This is a genomic window from Candidatus Magnetaquiglobus sp., from assembly GCF_058402785.1.
The window spans coordinates 1-17,896 of the sequence record NZ_JBZVFG010000063.1; the positions used below are offsets into that span (position 1 = coordinate 1).

A 17,896-nucleotide genomic window follows, 5' to 3' on the forward strand; every position below is an offset into this window, starting at 1 on the left:
GGGGAGTTGATGGGGTGGGGGACTCTTTTGGAACCGCCGCATCTCCTGGCCGGGGCACCCGGTTCAACTCCATTCGCACCGGGTTCTCGTCATGGCCGCGCGTCTGGGCTGTCCATGGCCATCGTTGGCTGTCGGGCATGACCGGACAGCCTTGCGTGGAAGCGTCAGTCTTTGATCTTGGTTTTCTCGATGAATTGCTGTACGTTCTTCTCCAGGAAGACCTTCAGCTCCTTCTGACCCTGGGTCAGGATCTCCATGGCGCGCATGGTGTTCTCGCGCATATCCTTGGCGATTTCGGAGGCGATTTCGGTCTGGGCGGCCAACAGCTCCTTCGGGGATTTGGCTCCGGCCAGTTGATCCAACTGACGGGCACCGGCGGTGTTGAACTCTTCGATGGAGTCGAGCTGATGACGGGCAAGCTCGCGCACCGTGTTGTCGTTGATCTTTTGCAACTCGGTGATCGAATCGAGCATCATCCGGGTCATGTCGGTCATCTTTTTGGTGATTTTGTCGCTATTCATGTCCGTGTCCTCATGGTATGGAGAGTGGGTACGGTGGAGTCGCGCTGGAAGCGAATGTTTATGTTGCAGTGCAGCATGAGCGTAAGATAGTGACTCCAAAGGTGGGCGTCAAGTCTTTTTTGTCGAAAATTGGAAATTTTGTTTCAGACCGGAAGCACAAAATGGAGTGGATTGCATGGCAGGTGATGCACATGAGGTAATTCCGGTGAATCTGGAACTGCTCTCCAGCGACAACCATGTTGGGGCGATGCTGGTGTGCGGACTGGCCATGCTGGGCAATGGGTTGGGGGAGTTGATGGGGTGGGGGACTCTTTTGGAACCGCCGCATCTCCTGGCCGGGGTCTTGCGACCCTTCTTCTGGGGGGTTGGGGCGATTGTGACCTTCCTGGCCGTGCGGCGTTTGTTGGTTCCGGGCTGTCGGGCCCTGGTACGGATCAATTTCGGGGGGATTCACGACATCCGGTTGATGGTGGCGCCGTTGCGATGGTCGTTCATCGTCGAGGCGTATCAGCCGCCGGGAATTCTGAAATATCTGTTACGTGGCGTGGTGTTGGGGTTGCATCCCGATTACGAGCCGGCTGGCAACGAAACCATCTGGGCCAGGGTGTTTCACCTCACCTGCCGGTTGCGTGGCAAGCACATTCTGTTCGTCGAGTGTGGCACGCTGGATCGCGGGCCGGAGGAGACGTTGGCGGTCATTCGGACCCATTTGCGGGCACGGCAGGAGCTGCCGGTCAAGAAGCGGTAGCGGTGCGGGGGAAGGGCGACGCCCTTGCCCCGGAATCCGATCCGGCGGTTGCGGGCAAGCGCCGGTGTCACCCCTTCCCGCGCATCGCGATTTTCCCACGCCACCATTCCCAACACGGCAAGATCCCGCTCCCGATCCGCCAGGACTCACTGGATCGCACGCGTCCCGACGGTGCGCAGGCCACTCAATGGCCGGTGGAAGGACCGAGCGGTGCCACATTCCGCGACGATGGCCACACCTGGCGCAGCCGATGCAACCATCCACGCCAGGGCAGAAGAGGGGGGATGGTCTCGCTCTGCACGACCAGCAGCGGACAGGGCAGGGGGATGGGAGCGTGCAGCCAGGGGAACCACCCTTGCCGTACCTCACGGGCGCTGGCCGGATCGGACAGGATCAGCGTGGCACGCCATGCCCAGGCCAAGGGGAGTACCTCATGGGGGGAGTGGGCCGTGGCGATCCGGGTGGATGGCCAGTCGCATCCCAACGCATCCAGTTTCGATTTCAAGGCTGTGCAAGCAGCTTCCTCGGAATCGGCGCCGTCGTCCCCATCCATTTGCAACCGCCTTGGCGCGCGCGCGGGATCCAGATGGGAGACGAAAAACAGTTGGGTGCGCGCATGCCGGTTGCCGATTTGCAAGGCGGTTCGGATCAGTCGGTCCGGATCGGCATTCGGATCGAGAACGACCAGGATGCGCGGGAAAAGCTCCATCTCGGACCTCCGATCGGTCTGGATCACACGGTGGGTTTCACGGCAATGGCCATGGGTTTCCGGAGCGTTTCGAGTCTGGCGGCGCGGCGGCCATGGATGAGCGCGGTGACGATGATGCCGGCGCCCAGGGCCAGGGCGAGGATCATCACCAGGAAACTGACGTTCTTCAACAGGCTCATGGTGGTCGGATCCATGGGTGGCAGGATCTCCAGCTGGGAGAGATAGACCGGGATCACCAGGGCACGGCTCACCATCACGGTGAGCATGATCACCCCCATCACCAGCTTGATCATGAAGGGCTTGACGTAGGTGGTGCCGATGGCGCCGAGCTGGATCCCGAAGAGCGATCCCGCCAGGATGATCATGGCCAGACGGATGTCCACGTAGCCGCTCCAGGCGAATTTGATCGTGCCGCCCAGGCCCATCACAAAGGCGATCACCAGCTCGGTGGCCGAGGCCATGAGGCTGTTGAGACCCAGAACATAGATCTGGGCCGGCACACCGATGAACCCTCCCACCGCGATGGTGGCGGCGAGCAATCCGGTGGCGAAGCCGAGCGGGAGGGTGAAGAGGATCGAGATGGAGGCGTTGATGCTCTTGAAATGGACCATGGTGCCCGGAATGTGGATGCTTTGCACCCACAGGGCCAGGCGTCCGGGTTTCTCCTCCTCGGCGACCCCGGCGCGATGGGTTTTGATGGTATCGCGCATCACGAACCCTCCGACGATGCCGAGTACCAGCACGAAGGCCACCGAGACGTAGAGATTCGAGCCGATGTCGCCGAAGCGTTGCTTGATCAGCTCCTGGAAGTGGGCGCCGGTGAGAACGCCCGCTTCGGCGGAGATCCCCATGATCAACCCCATCTTGACATCCACCTGACCATAGCGGGCCCGTTTGAGGGCGCCGACCAGGGCCTTGGGAAATTTGTGGCACATGTTGCTGGCCACGGCGACGATGCCCGGTACGCCCAGGCTCATCATGGCCGGAGTCAGCACGAAGGCCCCACCCGAGCCGATGAAACCGCTCACCAGTCCACCGACGAAGCCGACGATGAAGAGATAAAGTGCGTTGACCATATCCAGTTGGATGAAATTGAGCGATTCCATGATATCCGTTCCTGTTAAACGATTGCGTCGTGTCGTGGAAACTTCACTATTCAGGACCCCTACCTTTCGGGGTCCAGGGACCAATGGCCCCTGGTGGGATCCAAGGGCAAAGCCCTTGGGACGTTGTTTTTGACTTGAGCGCGCTCTTCTCAAAGAAGCCTTTTTCGCGTCTTTTGCGAAAAAGGCGCCGCAAGCGCGAAAAAACGCTTTTTTGAAGAGCGGGGGCCTGAATCGTGACGTGGCAACTTCATTTTTTGGCCTGGATGCCGAGACTGTCCCAGAATTCCGCAGTGAAATGGCCATGGACGAAAGAGAAAAGGAAGGCGATGGCGATCGGGACGGAGAAGTACCAACGGCCATTCGCCGAAAGGGCGAGAATCTCACTTTCAAAGATCCACAGCAGGCCATACAGGACGACGGAAAGGAGTCCCCAGAGCAGAAGCTTGCGAAAATCCCTGGATTTTTGGCCGTCAGCAGACATGATTCGCTCCCGAATGGATCGTCGATGAAGACAGAAGGGCGGGATGCAAGGGGCTCTTGTGGGGCGCTCCGCGTGGCATCCGGCTCGGGAGGGAGTCTGGCAAGATCTGGGTTAACCGAACGTTAAGACGACGTTAAAAACGTCTTAACGTCACAAAATCTTGCCAGAGGGGTGTTTGCAGCGCGTCGGCGCTTCGCGTCACCAGGATTGACCCACGAGCGCGCGCAGGTCGGCAAGCGAACGGGCCAGCAGTCCCGGTGGGTTGGGAAGCAGATGCGGGGTTCCGGTGAGCGCGCGGGGCGGGAACATCCAGGCGGGTGCATCCTGCCCGGAAACCACCGGCCAGTCCGCCTGGGAGAGCATGATCCGATCCGCGCTCCAGGTGGCGGAGAGTTCGGCGAGGGCGGGATTGACCGCGCCCGGCACCAGCATGAAACGCCAGCGCGGCATTTCGATGCGTCGCGACAGGTCATGCCAACGGCACTGGAGACTCTCCTGGGTCTGGTGGAGCCATTCGGATGGGGTGATCAGGGGCAGTTGACTGCCATCGAACTCCAGTCCGAGCGGGCCGGTGAGTGTCACCCACAGCAGTTCGCGGACCGGGGTTTCGCGCAACAGGCCCAGGATGCGTCGGGCCATGGTTTCGCCGGCGGGCAGGGGTTCGACGATGGCGATGATCCGTTCGGGTCGGGTGATCATGAGCTTGGCCCTGGATGGTGGAAAGTGGAGGATCATGCCGCCAGCGGCGGGGAGAGGGGGAGAATCCGCGCGGTCGATTCGGGCGCCCCTTTCGTGATCGCCTCGCACTCCGCGAAGACGCTCCAGGGGCAGGCGGCACAGCCCGCCGGATCCATGCGGGCGAAGATGGTCTGGATCGCATCCAGCTTGGCGTTGTAGAGATTCTCCGCACCGATCGTTTTCAGGAATCCACCCCGTTCCAGGGTGGCGCGGGGCAGTTCCTTGAGGCGCACGATCGAAAGGCTGCCGCCGGCCAGGCGACGTTTGCCGGCCTCCTGGGCCAGGAACTCCGCGCCGGAGAGGTCGATGAAGTTGATCCCCGAGGCCACCAGCACGAGATGGATCTGGGGTGGTGCGTGTTGTTCGAGCTGTTTCTGGACGGCGCCGATGGCGGCGAAGAAGAGCGAGCCGTCCACCCGCGCGATCCGGATGCGCGGACACTCGGTGCCTTGGGATGCGGACATGAAGCGGCGTCTGGGGTGTTGGGGATCGGGAATGCGGAACGAGACGCGCGGATGGGAGGTGCGCGCCAGGTGAATGCCCAGGGAGAGCATGACGCCGAGCAGGATGGCCAGTTCCAGGTTCAGGAACAGGGTGCCGAGAAAGGTCGAGATGAGGATAAGGGCCTCGGAGCGGCTGGCCTGGAGGGTTTTCTGGATGTGATGCCAATCGATCAGGCCCCAGGCGACCAGAAAAAGCACGCCGGCCATGGCGGCATTCGGGAGGTGTTGGGCCAGGGGTGCGATCAGGGAGACCAGACCGATGAGGATCACGCCGGAGAAGGTCGCCGAGAGTGGGGTTTGGGCTCCGGCGTCGTAATTCAGCCCGCTGCGGTTGAACGAGCCGGTGGCCACATAGGCGGAGAAGAAGCTGCCGATCAGGTTGGAGAGTCCCTGACCGATGAACTCCTGATCGGCGTCCAGGTTCTGTCCGGAGCGCAGGGCCATGGCGCGGGCGATGGAGATGGCCTCGGTGAGGGCGAGCAGGGTGACGGCGACGACTCCGGGAGCCAGGGTGCGCAGGGTGGACAGCGACAGGTCGGGCATGGAAAGGGGGGGCGGTTGGGCGGAGAGGGCGCCGACATGGGTGATGCCGGTGGGTGTCGGGAGCAGGGTTTCGAGGAGCCAGGCCGTCAAGGCGCCGCTGATCATGGCCACGATCATGTAGGGGATTTTCGGCAGCCGCCGTCGGCAGAGCAGCCCGGCGGCCAGAGTGGTCAGCCCGACCGTGGTGATCCAGGGATTCAGGGTGTCGAGGTGTCCGGCGAGATGGGTCGCGGCCTGGATGAGGTTGCTTCCGGGCGGGATGGGGATGCCGAAGAAGTTCTGGAGCTGGTTGGAGGCGATCAGGAGTGCCGCTCCCGAGGTGAAACCGATCACTACCGAGTGGGAGATGAAATTGACCAGCACCCCGAGGCGCATGAAGCCGAGGGCGAGTTGGGTGATTCCGACCATGAGGGTGAGGGTCAGGGCCAGTCGGACATAGAGTTCGCTCCCTGGTTCGGCCAGAGGGGAGAGCATGGAGAAGAGCACGATCGAGGCGGCGGTGGTGGGTCCGGAGACCAGGTGCCAGGAGGAGCCGAACAGGGCGGCCACGATGGCCGGGACCATGCCGGCATAGAGGCCGTAGACCGGGGGCATGCCGGCGATGGCGGCGAAGGCGACCCCCTGGGGCAGGACGACGATGGCTCCGGTCAGGCCGGCGATGAGGTCGGCCTTGAGGGTGTCGCGTGTGACCCGATGCCACCATTGGAGGGGAGGCAGGCGTGTGAGCAGGGGGTGTGTGGTGAGATCTGGCGTACCCATGGCAAAACGTTCTCCCGTTCGATTGACGATGCGGGCGAGTTTGGGCCAGGGTGGGTGAATGGGGGGTTAATGGCGGGTTAATGGGAGGTTAAGGCGGGAAAAAAGCGATTGCAGGGGGTTGATGGCGGGTTGATGGGAGGTTAAGGCGGGAAACAGGGCGATTGCAGGGGGGCTTCCCATCTTCTCCACCCCCATCAAACCGCAAACCGCATCACTGCCGTGGTGCCAACCCCCTCCTGCCCCTCCAGGGAAAATCCCCAACCAAACCGTTCGCAGATACGCTTGACCAACGTGAGACCAATGCCGGCTCCCTGATGCTGGGTGAGATGACGCGGCAACAAAGCGTCCGCCTGCCGGGCCCGCAAACCACGACCGGTATCGCGAATGGTCAAAGTGTTCCCCTCCAGCAGGATGTGAATCTCCCCCTGTTCGGTGTAGGCAAAGGCGTTGCGGATCAGATTGGCCACCGCGATGAACAACAAACCTCGATCCACGGCAACACGCAAAGCCGGATCCGCACGCACCACGAGCTGAATCGGTTTGTTCTTCAACAGGAAACGATGCTTCTCCACCGCCTCGGTCACCACCTCGGCCACCGGCGCCTGCTCGTCCAAGGCCAACGCCCGCTCCTCGCGCGCCATGAGCAACAATGCGGAACCCATCTCTGCCATGTCCCGCGCGGCACGCTCCACCCGCTCCACCCGCGCACGCTGCTTGTCGGACAAGGCATCGTCGGACATCAGGATCTCGGTGGCCCCGAGAATCACCGCCAACGAGGTGCGCAGCTCATGACTGAGATCCGCGGTGAAAGCCCGCTCCCGCTCCATGAAGGCACGCAGACGGGCCAGATGGAGATCAAAGGCGTGAGCCAGCTCCCCTACCTCATCCTGGGCAAAGGCATCCGCCAGACGCAGCGACCAGAGATCCGGCGAACGATCCTTGACCTTGCGGGCCAACTCGGTCACCGGCGCGATCACCCCGCCCACCAGCCAAAACCCCCCCACCGCCGAGATCAACACGATGGCCAGAATGCTGATCGCCACCAACAACAAAAACCGTTCCTCGCGCCGGTGCTGCAGCGAGGTGTCGTAGAGAAAATAATAACGCGACTCATCCCGATCCGCCACCGCCACCCGGTAGGTGGAGGCCCCCACCATGAGATCGTGACGGCCCGGCGGAAGCGGGGCGAGATACTCCGGCAACTCACGGGTGGAATCGGTGGCGCTGGTGATGTAGCCGTGCAGGGTCACGGTCCGGGGCGGCAGGGAGTGGGGATTGCGCTCGCGACGGGCGAAGAAGTCGTCGAGTTCGGCGCTCAAGGTCTCGTCGATCAGACGCATCCCCAGATCGTGGGTGGCCATGTACAGGGAGAGGGCCATCAGACAGGCGATCGCCGCCCCGAATGCGGCAAAGGCCAACGCCACCCGCGGACGCAGATCAAGCCGGCGCATCGGGTGGAGCCAGTCGGTAGCCGATGCCGCGCAGGGTGTGCAGCAGCGGGGTGGGGCCATGAGCCTGAATGGCGGCGCGCAGGGTGTGCATGTGAACGCGCAGTGCGTCGCTGTCCGGGGGATCGTCGCCCCAGATCGCATGTTCGATGTCCGCGCGTTCGACGACGCCAGGAGAACGCAGCATGAGCAGTTCGAGAATCTTCAACGGAATCGCCGGCAACTCCAGGGTTTGACCGGCCCGTTGCACCCGCAGGGTGTCCAGGTTGAACTCCAGGTCCGCGACGTGCAGCATCCGACGACTCACCCGACCCGTGGCCCGCTTGCTCAGGGCCAGAATGCGCATTTCCAGCTCCTTGAGTTCGAAAGGCTTGATCAGATAGTCGTCCGCGCCGCTGGAAAATCCCGACACCTTGTCATCCAGGGTGGCGCGGGCGGTGAGCATGATCACCGGCGTGGGGCGTCGCGCCTCCTGACGCAGCTTGCGGCACACCGTGATGCCATCCATGCCGGGCAGCATCAGATCCAGCACGATGATGTCGTACCCGTTCACCAACGCCAGGTGGAGTCCGGTGACCCCATCCATGGCCATGTCCACCACATGGCCCTTGGATTCGAAGTAGTCGGCGAGATTGGCGGCCAGGTCGGCGTGGTCCTCGATGAAGAGAATTCTGAGCGGATTTTGCATGTTTTTCCATTATTAACGACAATTGCGAACCGGTCCGGATCCGCGGGCCAAAGAGCCTGTACAACCCTGCCAAAACGTGGCATTAAGAGTCCACCCCTTTCCAGGAAATGACCCGCTGCAACCGGCTCGGCCCCGGAACGCCACGCATCGGGATGGCCCATGCCGCGTCCTGGACCCGGGATGGCGCATCGTTGACACGTCCCATACAGCATGAAGGATCGAAGCACCCATGAAAAGCGAATTTCATTCCAAGCTCCTCGCCTCCATGGCGGATGTCGGTGAACCGCGTTTCAATCTCGCCCATGAGAAGCTTTTCAACATCGTGGTCGATGCCGATGAAATTCTCGGTGCCGCAGTCACCGGCGAGCGCTCCCCGACGCCCCAGGAGTGGGAGGCCCTCTCCACGGTGTGCGACGAGTTGATCGTCTATGCCAAGGCCCACTTCGCCGACGAAGAGGAGACCCTGATCCATCGCAACTATCCGAACGCCGCCCAGCACCGCACCATTCACAACCAGTTGATCGAACAGCTCAACGAGTTCCAGAAGAAGGTGACCGAGGGGAATGACAAGGATTTGAAGGAGTTGCGGCGCTGGATGCTCGAATGGCTGCTCAATCATGTGAATCGTGAAGATTACGCCTTCGCGCAGTTTTTCGCCACCGCCGAATAGACCACGAGGCCGGGGCCATCCCATGCCGACTCCGGGAAGGGAACGCTTCCCGGAATCTCGGGCCAGGTCGGATGCAGGGTTGCCTCGCGTCGGAGTACCCTCTCAACCCACCTTGACGTGACCGTTCACCCCCAGGCTCATGGAGATGCGCCGCAGGCCGGAGAGCAGCATCCGCCCCCGCTGAGTCAGGATATAGCCGCGGTTGCGGTTCTTGTCGATGATGCCGTGTTCCATCAGGTTTTTCAGATGGAAGGTCAACTTGGTGTGGTCGGTGATGGAGAGCCGCTGCATCAGGTCGGTGAGGCGCAGCTCCTCCTGTTCGTTCAGGGCATCGGCGATGCCGCGTCGGATCGGATGGGAGAGACTGGCCAGCAACGGATCCAGATTGAGTTCCCGCGCCTTGCCCTCGAAACGGATCTCCTCGATGGTTCGATGGATCATGGTGGTGAAATCGTTGATCCGGAACGGCTTGGTCAGAAACTCCGTGGCCCCCATCTTGATGCTGTTCACCGCGTTCTCGATCGTGGCAAAGGCCGTGATCAGGATCACCTTCGCATGTTCGTCCAGCTCATGGATGCGCCGCAGCACCTCCAGACCATCCATGCCCGGCAACACCAGATCGAGCAGCACGATGTCGCATTTGGTATGCCGGAGCACGTTCAACGCCTCGTGACCGCTGCCGGCGCGCAAGGTGGGGAAGCCCGCCTTGGTCAACACATCGATGACCACCTGGCAGAAATCCGGATCATCGTCCACGATCAAAATGGGATTCATGCCATTCAGCTCCTCACCTGACTTCATGTTGCCGTGATGAACCCGTGCGCGCACCGCCGCCGGGCCGGGGCAGACGGACGATGGCCCGCAATCCCCCTTCCGGGGCCGGGGTGGTGTCGAACACCAGCGAACCGCCGTGCTGGTCGAGGATGTTCTGACACACGGTCAACCCCAGACCCACGCCGCCCCGTTCGATGCGGGTGGTGAAGAACGGTTCCATCACCTTGGAGCAGAGGGCCGGTTCGATGCCCGGACCGCTGTCGCGAATGTCGATCCGTACCCATTCGGCCTCCAGTCGCGAGGCGATCACCAGCTCCCCGCCATGCGGCATGGCCTCGATGGCGTTCTGGATCAGGTTCATGAACACCTGCTGCAACTTGCCGCTCATGCCCATCACCTCGGGCAGATCCTCGTCGTGATCGAGACGGACCCGGATCGATCGCAACCGCTGTCCGAGCAGCAGGAGCACCCCGTCGATGGCGTCCTGGAGCTGCACCGGTCCCATGGAAGGGAGATCCGGGCGGGAGAAGTTCAGCAGTTCGCGGGTGATGGTCATCGCCTTTTCCAGGTTGCGCCGGACCACGGCGCACCGTTCGAGATGGGCCGGGGCCTGTTCGGCCAGTTCGTTTTCCAGCACCTCGAGGTTGACCACCGCATTGGCCAGGGGGTTGTTGACCTCGTGGGCCAGACCGATGGAGAGCCGACCCAGGGAGGACATCTTCTCGGACTCGCGCAGCAGGCTCTCGACCCGTTGCCGCTCGCGCAGCGCCTGGGCCATGTGGGCCATGGCGTGCAGGAGTTGACCGAGTTCGTCGTGGGAGGCCGGATCGATGTGGAAGTCCAGATCGCCCTCGGCGATGTGTCGCACCGCCCGTTGCGCCAGCCGGATCGGGCGCAGAATGCTCACCGCCAGCGCCCCGGCCAGAAGCACGCATACCACCACGCTCAAGATCCAGACCGTGATCAACTGAAAGATGGTCTTGTCGCTCAGACGCAGCAACGCGGTCACCGAACTGCCCATCGCGTCCTCGACCAGCTCCAGAAGCACATCGGCGCGGGAGTACTGGTGTTCGGACTCGTCCACCAGTTGGCGGTTGATGCCGACCGGCAGACGGATCATGCCATCCGAACCGGCGAGTGGCGTCTTGGCGATGGTTTCGTCCAGACTCACCTGGAGCGCGCGCAGCTCCACCAGCCGCTGGGTGATCTTGCGCAGCTCCGGGAGATTGTCGGTCAGGGTCTCCGACCTGGAGACCGCCTCGGCGGTTTCGATCCCCTGGAGGGTCTCCTCCCGGATGCGGGTGGTCTGATCGTGGATGATGCGCCGGTTGACCAGGATGTGGTCCGAGGACTGTTCGTCGCGCGGGGCCTTTTCGAACTGATGGTTGAGCTGCACATGCAGGCTTTCGATGCGCGACAGGGAGCGCATCAGGGGGATCAGGAAGCGATCCAGGTGTTCGATGCGATCGCGCACCACGTTGAAGCCGTAGATGCCGACCACCCCCTCGATGGCGATGACGCAGACGAGGATCAATACCATGCCGACGAAGCGGCCTTTCAGATCCAACAGATTGCCCAAGGGTGCCTCCCGGATGTGGACACGGCGTTGCCACCGGTCGCGCGGATGGAGATGGTCCGGATGTTTTTCTTGGTTCCCCCAGGCGACCGAATCGATATTCCCTGTTTGCACCTGGGATGGGCGGTGCTTATACGTTAACCTGGCCGGTCGAGATGGAAATGAAATCCACTCATGAACCGTCCATACATTTACGGACAGTGGCGTAACACAGGTCAGTTGGCATGACTTGTTTAGGTTTCGGTCGTCGTCCAGGCCCAGGTTTCTTGGGTTGTGGCACCTCTGTCGCGTAAACCAGCTCAATCGCCGTCTGGTAGGGCGGGTATTCGTCAGACGTGAGCCATCAATCCGTCCGACCTCCAGTCCGTTTTTGCACTTCCTTCACCGACAGGGCGCGTTTCCGATCAATCGGATCACCCGCATCGGGGTTGGGGTGGTTTGATCCCCGTGCGGGTGATGACGCGATTCAACCCTCGTCCTTCTTCTCCTGCTCCAGGATCACCCGGGTGATGTGATTGGGGGCGATGGCATAGGCCGACAGACGCATGGTGTAGAGGCCGCGTCCCGAGGTCAGGCCGTTGAGCACGTTGCCATAATCCAACACCTCGACCATCGGTGCCTCGGCGGCGATCACCTGACCTCCTCCTCCCTTGGGGGTGACGCCGAGCACCTTGCCGCGCCGGCTGTTCAGATCGCCGATCACGTCGCCGAGCACATCGTCCGGGACCGTCACCTCCATGGTCATCACCGGCTCCAGCAGCACCGAGCCGGCCTCGGCCAACCCCTTCTTGAAGCCCATGGAACCCGCGGTCTTGAACGCGAAATCTGACGAGTCCACCGAGTGGTGACTGCCATCCACCAGAGCCACCTTCACATCCACCACCGGATAGCCGCCCACGATCCCCTGTTCCATGGCCTCGATGATCCCCTTTTCCACCGAGGGGACGAACTGGCGCGGGATCACCCCACCGAAAATGCGATTTTCGAACGCATAGCCGCCATCGCGGGGCAAAGGCTCCATCTCCAGCCAGCAATCGGCGAACTGACCGCGGCCTCCGGTCTGCTTTTTGAGCCGCCCCTGCACCCGCACTTTTTTGGTGATGGTCTCGCGAAACGGCGGACGGGCGGTTTTCAAGGTGGCGATGCCGCCGTACTTGCGCCTGAGCCGATCCAGCACCACCCGCAGATGGGTCTGTCCCATGCCCGAAAGAATCAGTTCGTGGGTGGACGGATCGCGCCGCAGCCGCAGGGTGGGATCCTCCTCGACCAGTTTCTCCAGGCCGGCGGCCACCTTGTCTTCGGTTTTGGAGTCGGTCTCCACCGCGAAGGTGTGGGTTGGTTCCTGAAAATTGACCCGTTCGTAGCGGATCGGATGGTCGATGGCGCACAGGGTATCGCCGGTATGCACCCCTTCGAGCTTGGCGATGGCGCCGACCTCGCCCACGCCGAGTTTCTGGATCGGAATCATCTCTCGTCCCTGGAGACGGAACAGCCTTCCACCCTTCTCCTTGTGGGCGCGGGTGCCGTTGTAAAAGGGCTGTTCGTTCTCGATCACCCCGGAGAAGACCCGGATCACCGTCAATTTGCCGGAAAACGGATCCATCACCGTCTTGAAGGCCACCGCCGAGAAGGGATCGGTGGGGGAGGGGGTACGCGACACCGCTCGTTCCGGATGGTCCGGATCCACCCCGACGAGCGGTTTGACCGTTGCCTTGTCGATCGGACTGGGAAAATATTCCGCGATGCCGTTGGCCAGTGACCGGACGCCGATGTTGGCCGCGCCGGAACCGCAGTAGACCACCAGCAGACGCCGGGTGATCACCGCCTCGCGCAACCCCTTGTGCAACTCATCGAGCGAGGGCTCCCGGCCCTCGGACAAATACCGCTCCAACAATTCGTCGTCGCCCTCGACGATCTTTTCGATCAACTGGGTGCGGTAGTATTCGGCATCCGCGCGGGCGCTCTCCGGCAGGTCGATCTGAAAGAACACCCCGTCCCGCGCCGACCAGGCGGTCATGGGGATCAGATCGACGATGCCACCAAACGCCTCTCCCACCCCGATCGGAATGGTGAGCGGCAGGGCGGTGACGTTCAGACGCGCCTCGATCGTGCCCAGCGCGCGGATGAAGTCGGCACGCGGACGGTCGAGCTTGTTGATGAATCCGATCACCGGCACCATCGCCTCTTCCGCCATGGCCCAGAGTCGTTCGTTCTCCGACTTGATCCCCACCTCGCTGGAAAAAAGCATCACCGCGCCCCCCACCACGTCGAGCACGCTGCGGGTCGATTCCAGGAAGTCGCTGTAGCCAGGGGTGTCGATCAGGTTGAACCAGCGGTCCCGCCACACGCAGTGACCGATGTGTGGGGCGATGGTGACCCGTCGTTCCACCTCCTCGGGTTCGGTGCTCATCACCGTGGTTCCCTTGTCCACGTCGCCCCGCCGCGCGATCGCCCCGCCGTTGAACAACAGCGACTCCGCCAGCGTGGTCTTGCCGCCTCCCCCATGGGCGATCAGGGCGACGTTGCGCAACAGACTGATTTCCGGAACGTTGGGCATGGAAGTTTCCTTAATTCAAGGGTTTGATTCGAGCGGCTCCGTGATTTCCTTGGCCTTGTCATGCAGGCGATTACCGATCTTGTCACGCAAACGCTTGATCTTTGGATTGTTTTGGATGTTTGGTACGTTCATTCGCGATACAACGATCCGGGTATGAATGGTACAGTTGTTCAGATCAATCGTAATGCGCTCAAGGTGTTTTCGATCTGATCAACACCATGCAACAGATCGCTTCCTTTCAACTCCACCAGATAGGCCGTGCGTGCGTTGTCGATCCAGAACAGATAATCACAACGCCGTGAGCCCTGTTCGGATGACAGAAAACAGCCGTCGATCTGGATCTGGCAGACTGCAAGCCGATCAGGATTCTGGAGTTGATAACGTCTGGTGCGCTCCTCAATGGAAAATATCGGTCGAGTGTCACACAGGCATCGCGTGTTCGCGCAGGTCGAACCGTGCGCGTTGAATCGTGAACCGCTCATGCCGAGTGCCCCTGATCCAGATCGTACAACCGGTCGAACTCCTCTAAAGATAAATACAAGTGGAAGAACAAAAGCTAAAGGAAAAGTCGCGGGGCGCTGCCCCGCCTCCGCCGGGGACCTTCGGTCTCCCGTCCCCTGCAACAGTTGGAACAACTCCGACCGCCCGTGTTCCAACGCACGGCTCTTCCTCTCCCCACCTCGCCCAACCTTTCCCTCAATACTTCTCCCAGGCCACCTTCCCAATCTCGAACACCGGTCCCTCGGTGCAGATCTTTCTGTAATGCCACGTCTCCTCACCATCCCCGCGAATCGGTGCCACACACGCGGCACAGACCCCAAACCCACACGCCATCCGCTCCTCCAACGACACCTCACCCCGCAATCCGAACCGCATCGCCAATCCATGCACCGCCTTCAACATCGGCGTCGGTCCGCACGCGTAAATCACCGTGCGCGACCGCTCCCCGTCCGAAATCCCCGCCAGATACCGCTCCGCCAACTCGGTGACATATCCCTGAAACCGACCCGATACCGGTGCCAGCGACGCCAACCGGCTCGAAACACCCAACGCATCCAACTTGGCCAACGCCCGCGGGGCCTCCACGAACGGCACATCCAACGGAAACGCATCCAATCGGGCATCGATGGTCCGCAACGGCGCCTCGGTCTCGATGCCCCATACCAACACCGCACCCTGTCCACGCTCGGCCAGCCGCCGCGCCAAAAAATGGACAGGAGCCAACCCCACCCCACCCGCGATCAACAACACGTTGACGCGCACGTCGGGCATGGTGAAGGTCCGTCCCAGAGGCAACAGGCAACGCACCTCCTCGCCACCCTGCCAGCCGGACATGATCCCGGTCCCCGCGCCCACGATCCGGTACAGGATCTCCACGGTGCCCGCTTCACAATCCACATCCATGATCGAAAAGGGGCGGGGCAGGGTGAGGTTGTCGTCACAGACGATCTGCGCGAAGTGACCCGGTTGCACCCGCGCGGCGAGCGGCTTGCCCACCTTGAGACGCAACAGGCCGTGACCGCCCGGCAAGATCCGATTGACCAGCAACGGCGCGGTCAATGGTTTGGCGCAGGTGTGAGGTTTGTCAGGCGCGCAACCGGTCATCATGCACCACCTTGCCGGAAACCAGCGTCCATTTCACCCGACCGCGCACCCGCCGGCCATGAAAACAGGTGTTGCGCGAGGTGCCATGCAGCCGCGCGGCATCCACCACCCAACTCTCGTCGGGATCGAACAGCACCACGTCCGCCGGCGCGCCGATCGAGAGGGTGCCACGATCCAGACCCAACAGCCGCGCCGGAGTGACGGTCATGGCGCGCAGACAATCCACCAGGGTCATCACCCCATCGCGCACCAGCTCGAGCGATACCGGAAGCATGGTCTCCAGACCCACCACGCCGTTGGAGGCGTGACAGAACTCCACCCGTTTGCTGTCCTGGTCGTGCGGGGCGTGGTCCGTGGCGATCACGGTGATGATGCCGCGGGCCAAGCCCTCGAGAACGGCGTTGCGATCTTCGGTGCTGCGCAACGGTGGTGACATTTTGGCATCGGTGTCGTAGCCGAGTACCGCCTCGTCGGTCAACGCGAAGTGATGGGGGGCCACCTCGCAGCTCACCGGCAGACCCCGCGACCGGGCACGGGCCACCGCCTCGACCGCGCCGGCCACCGAGATGTGGGCGACGTGATAGCGCCCGCCGGTCAGCTCCACCAGACGCACGTCCCGATCCACCATCACCGATTCCGCCGCCGCCGGCAATCCCGGCAGACCCAGCCGGCTGGAGATCACCCCTTCGTGCATGCACCCCCCGGAAGAAAGGGAGGGATCCTCGGCGTGCTGGATGATCAGGGCTCCGAAGGCACGGGAGTAGTCCAGCGCGCGACGCATCAGGCCGGCATCGGCCACCGGTCGGCCATCGTCGGAAAAGGCCACGCAACCGGCTCTCAGCATCAACCCCATCTCGGTCAGCTCGCGCCCCTCCAACCCCTTGGTCACGGCGCCGATGGGAAAGACGTTTACCGTTCCCTCGCTGGCGGCTTTCTGGCGAATGAAGGCGGTGATGCTCGGATCGTCGTTCACCGGCCTGGTGTTCGGCATGCAGGCAACCGTCGTCACCCCGCCCGCCGCCGCCGCCAACGTGCCGCCGGCGATGGTCTCCTTGTATTCGAACCCCGGCTCGCGCAGATGGACATGCATGTCCACCAGACCGGGCGCCACCACCAGACCATCGGCATGGAGGATCGTGGCCCCGGCGGGGATATCCACCCGACCCAACGCCCGGATCACCCCGTCGGCCACCAACAGATCACCGCTCGCGTCCACGCCGTTGGCCGGATCGATCAGTCGTCCGCCCCGGATCACCACCACATCGCTCATCGTCCGCCTCCCATGCCGCACAGCCGGTAGAGCACCGCCATGCGCACCGCCAAACCATTGGCCACCTGTTCCAGAATCACCGAACGTTCTTTATCGTCCGCCACCTCCGAGGAGATCTCCACTCCGCGGTTGATCGGACCGGGATGCATCACGAACGCCCCCGGTTCCGCGCATGCCAGACGGGCGCGCGTCAACCCCCAGAAAGCGAAATACTCCCGCACGCTCGGAATGAATCCCACGTTCATCCGCTCCAGTTGCAGCCGCAGCATCATCACCACATGAGCGCCCTTGAGGCCCTCTTCCATGGAATGGAACACGCGTGTGCCGAACGCCTCTTCGGCTTTTGGCGGAATCAGGCCCGGCGGGCCGATGAAACGCACTTCGCCGCCCATGGTGCGCAGGGCCAGCGCGATGGAGCGCGCCACCCGCGAATGGAGCGAATCCCCGCACACCGCCACCACCAGCCCCTCGAACGAGTCCCGTTCCAGCAAGGGCAGATGGTCATGAATGGTCAACAGGTCCAGCAGCGCCTGGGTGGGGTGTTCGTGACGTCCGTCGCCGGCGTTGACCAGCGAGGCGTCCAGGTGGCGGGCCAGAAACTCCTGGGCCCCGGAATCCGGATGGCGGATCACCACCACGTCGGGATTCATGGCTTGCAGGGTGGCCAGGGTATCGATGAGGGTTTCCCCCTTTTTCACCGAGCTGGAGGCCGCCGACATGTTGATCACATCCGCGGACATCCGTTTGCCGGCCAGCTCGAAGGAGGTGCGGGTGCGGGTGGAATTCTCGAAGAACAGATTGATGATGGTCTTGCCACGCAGGGTGGGGACCTTTTTGATGTCGCGGCGGTTGACCTCGCGCAGCGACGCGGCGGCGTCGAGGATGGATTGAATCTCCTCGCGGGCCAGATCCGCCATGCCGAGGAGATGTTTGCGATTCCACAATGGAGTACCCATGCAATGCCCTGATTCTTTTTCAATAGTTAAACCATCCCCATCACGGATGGCGTGGTTCTGCTGGCGGGGTCCAGGGCCCCATGGCACCTGGTGGGATCCAAGGGCAAAGCCCTTGGGACTTTGCTTTTGACTTTAGCGCGTTTTTCTCAAAAAAGCATTTTTCGCGTCTTTTGCGAAAATGCGCGGCGCGCAGCCTTCGCGAGCTTCGTTTCCGTTTTTTGGAAACGAAGCTCGTATTTTGCAC

Annotated in this window: 17 protein-coding genes; 2 read left to right on the forward strand and 15 right to left on the reverse strand. The window is 62.3% G+C overall.

The features are described 5' to 3' along the window. Positions 1-164: 164 nt before the first annotated feature. Complete coding sequence (locus ACV4UY_RS15140) at positions 165-521, reverse strand: phasin family protein (RefSeq protein ID WP_420906368.1); 357 nt, start codon at positions 519-521, stop codon at positions 165-167. 175 nt (positions 522-696) lie between these two features. Here ACV4UY_RS15140 and ACV4UY_RS15145 point away from each other — a divergent pair, with 175 nt between their 5' ends. Further along, positions 697-1,269 (forward strand): hypothetical protein, encoded by a 573-nt coding sequence (locus ACV4UY_RS15145; RefSeq protein WP_491608409.1) that lies wholly within the window; start codon positions 697-699, stop codon positions 1,267-1,269. 184 nt (positions 1,270-1,453) lie between these two features. Here ACV4UY_RS15145 and ACV4UY_RS15150 read toward each other — a convergent pair whose 3' ends face one another. The 7 genes from ACV4UY_RS15150 to ACV4UY_RS15180 all read right to left on the reverse strand — a co-directional run bounded on the left by ACV4UY_RS15150 (position 1,454) and on the right by ACV4UY_RS15180 (position 8,244). Then, a complete protein-coding gene (locus ACV4UY_RS15150) occupies positions 1,454-1,978 on the reverse strand; it encodes a hypothetical protein (protein ID WP_491608410.1) in 525 nt (174 codons plus the stop codon). A gap of 23 nt (positions 1,979-2,001) precedes the next feature. Then, a complete protein-coding gene (locus tag ACV4UY_RS15155; protein ID WP_491608411.1) occupies positions 2,002-3,084 on the reverse strand; it encodes a sulfite exporter TauE/SafE family protein in 1,083 nt (360 codons plus the stop codon). A gap of 247 nt (positions 3,085-3,331) precedes the next feature. Beyond that, positions 3,332-3,565, reverse strand: coding sequence for a hypothetical protein (locus ACV4UY_RS15160; RefSeq protein WP_491608412.1), 234 nt, complete (start codon positions 3,563-3,565; stop codon positions 3,332-3,334). Between the two features lie 198 nt (positions 3,566-3,763). Next, positions 3,764-4,264: a hypothetical protein gene (locus ACV4UY_RS15165; RefSeq protein ID WP_491608413.1), complete on the reverse strand. Its 501-nt coding sequence runs from the start codon at positions 4,262-4,264 to the stop codon at positions 3,764-3,766. A gap of 32 nt (positions 4,265-4,296) precedes the next feature. Beyond that, positions 4,297-6,108: a SulP family inorganic anion transporter gene (locus ACV4UY_RS15170; RefSeq protein WP_491608414.1), complete on the reverse strand. Its 1,812-nt coding sequence runs from the start codon at positions 6,106-6,108 to the stop codon at positions 4,297-4,299. Positions 6,109-6,302: 194 nt separating this feature from the next. Beyond that, positions 6,303-7,559: a sensor histidine kinase gene (locus ACV4UY_RS15175; RefSeq protein WP_491608415.1), complete on the reverse strand. Its 1,257-nt coding sequence runs from the start codon at positions 7,557-7,559 to the stop codon at positions 6,303-6,305. Then, on the reverse strand, positions 7,546-8,244 hold the full coding sequence (locus tag ACV4UY_RS15180; RefSeq protein WP_491608416.1) for a response regulator transcription factor: 699 nt from the start codon (positions 8,242-8,244) through the stop codon (positions 7,546-7,548). The genes ACV4UY_RS15175 and ACV4UY_RS15180 overlap by 14 nt, the downstream gene beginning before the upstream one ends. A 229-nt stretch (positions 8,245-8,473) precedes the next feature. Between ACV4UY_RS15180 and ACV4UY_RS15185 the strand changes: the two genes are divergently transcribed. Beyond that, the gene (locus ACV4UY_RS15185; RefSeq protein WP_491608417.1) at positions 8,474-8,914 is read left to right on the forward strand and encodes a bacteriohemerythrin; all 441 of its coding nucleotides are present in this window, start codon (positions 8,474-8,476) and stop codon (positions 8,912-8,914) included. A gap of 102 nt (positions 8,915-9,016) precedes the next feature. Here ACV4UY_RS15185 and ACV4UY_RS15190 read toward each other — a convergent pair whose 3' ends face one another. From ACV4UY_RS15190 to ACV4UY_RS15220, 7 genes are all read right to left on the reverse strand, one after another. Further along, entirely contained in the window at positions 9,017-9,688 is a 672-nt protein-coding gene (locus tag ACV4UY_RS15190) for a response regulator (RefSeq protein WP_420906378.1), read from the reverse strand. Between the two features lie 13 nt (positions 9,689-9,701). Beyond that, on the reverse strand, positions 9,702-11,267 hold the full coding sequence (locus tag ACV4UY_RS15195; RefSeq protein ID WP_491608418.1) for a sensor histidine kinase: 1,566 nt from the start codon (positions 11,265-11,267) through the stop codon (positions 9,702-9,704). A gap of 463 nt (positions 11,268-11,730) precedes the next feature. Next, positions 11,731-13,821 carry an elongation factor G gene (locus ACV4UY_RS15200; protein WP_491608419.1) on the reverse strand — a complete coding sequence of 697 codons (2,091 nt, stop codon included), beginning with the start codon at positions 13,819-13,821 and terminating at the stop codon, positions 11,731-11,733. Positions 13,822-13,991: 170 nt separating this feature from the next. Further along, positions 13,992-14,303 (reverse strand): hypothetical protein, encoded by a 312-nt coding sequence (locus ACV4UY_RS15205; RefSeq protein ID WP_491608420.1) that lies wholly within the window; start codon positions 14,301-14,303, stop codon positions 13,992-13,994. A 214-nt stretch (positions 14,304-14,517) separates the two neighbouring features. After that, the gene (locus ACV4UY_RS15210) at positions 14,518-15,429 is read right to left on the reverse strand and encodes a dihydroorotate dehydrogenase electron transfer subunit (protein ID WP_491608421.1); all 912 of its coding nucleotides are present in this window, start codon (positions 15,427-15,429) and stop codon (positions 14,518-14,520) included. Continuing rightward, positions 15,407-16,696 carry a dihydroorotase gene (locus tag ACV4UY_RS15215; protein WP_491608422.1) on the reverse strand — a complete coding sequence of 430 codons (1,290 nt, stop codon included), beginning with the start codon at positions 16,694-16,696 and terminating at the stop codon, positions 15,407-15,409. Before ACV4UY_RS15215 ends, ACV4UY_RS15210 begins: the two co-directional genes overlap by 23 nt. Continuing rightward, positions 16,693-17,652: an aspartate carbamoyltransferase catalytic subunit gene (locus tag ACV4UY_RS15220; protein ID WP_491608423.1), complete on the reverse strand. Its 960-nt coding sequence runs from the start codon at positions 17,650-17,652 to the stop codon at positions 16,693-16,695. Before ACV4UY_RS15220 ends, ACV4UY_RS15215 begins: the two co-directional genes overlap by 4 nt. Positions 17,653-17,896: the final 244 nt, after the last annotated feature.

Excerpts from the sequence above, each read along its gene's own strand:
- ACV4UY_RS15145 (WP_491608409.1), top strand. The coding sequence starts at position 697 with ATGGCAGGTGATGCACATGAGGTAATTCCGGTGAATCTGGAACTGCTC.
- ACV4UY_RS15210 (WP_491608421.1), bottom strand. The coding sequence starts at position 15,429 with ATGATGACCGGTTGCGCGCCTGACAAACCTCACACCTGCGCCAAACCA.
- ACV4UY_RS15150 (WP_491608410.1), bottom strand. The coding sequence starts at position 1,978 with ATGGAGCTTTTCCCGCGCATCCTGGTCGTTCTCGATCCGAATGCCGAT.
- ACV4UY_RS15220 (WP_491608423.1), bottom strand. The coding sequence starts at position 17,652 with ATGGGTACTCCATTGTGGAATCGCAAACATCTCCTCGGCATGGCGGAT.
- ACV4UY_RS15170 (WP_491608414.1), bottom strand. The coding sequence starts at position 6,108 with ATGGGTACGCCAGATCTCACCACACACCCCCTGCTCACACGCCTGCCT.
- ACV4UY_RS15205 (WP_491608420.1), bottom strand. The coding sequence starts at position 14,303 with ATGAGCGGTTCACGATTCAACGCGCACGGTTCGACCTGCGCGAACACG.
- ACV4UY_RS15155 (WP_491608411.1), bottom strand. The coding sequence starts at position 3,084 with ATGGAATCGCTCAATTTCATCCAACTGGATATGGTCAACGCACTTTAT.
- ACV4UY_RS15175 (WP_491608415.1), bottom strand. The coding sequence starts at position 7,559 with ATGCGCCGGCTTGATCTGCGTCCGCGGGTGGCGTTGGCCTTTGCCGCA.
- ACV4UY_RS15200 (WP_491608419.1), bottom strand. The coding sequence starts at position 13,821 with ATGCCCAACGTTCCGGAAATCAGTCTGTTGCGCAACGTCGCCCTGATC.
- ACV4UY_RS15185 (WP_491608417.1), top strand. The coding sequence starts at position 8,474 with ATGAAAAGCGAATTTCATTCCAAGCTCCTCGCCTCCATGGCGGATGTC.
- ACV4UY_RS15165 (WP_491608413.1), bottom strand. The coding sequence starts at position 4,264 with ATGATCACCCGACCCGAACGGATCATCGCCATCGTCGAACCCCTGCCC.
- ACV4UY_RS15215 (WP_491608422.1), bottom strand. The coding sequence starts at position 16,696 with ATGAGCGATGTGGTGGTGATCCGGGGCGGACGACTGATCGATCCGGCC.
- ACV4UY_RS15160 (WP_491608412.1), bottom strand. The coding sequence starts at position 3,565 with ATGTCTGCTGACGGCCAAAAATCCAGGGATTTTCGCAAGCTTCTGCTC.
- ACV4UY_RS15180 (WP_491608416.1), bottom strand. The coding sequence starts at position 8,244 with ATGCAAAATCCGCTCAGAATTCTCTTCATCGAGGACCACGCCGACCTG.
- ACV4UY_RS15140 (WP_420906368.1), bottom strand. The coding sequence starts at position 521 with ATGAATAGCGACAAAATCACCAAAAAGATGACCGACATGACCCGGATG.
- ACV4UY_RS15190 (WP_420906378.1), bottom strand. The coding sequence starts at position 9,688 with ATGAATCCCATTTTGATCGTGGACGATGATCCGGATTTCTGCCAGGTG.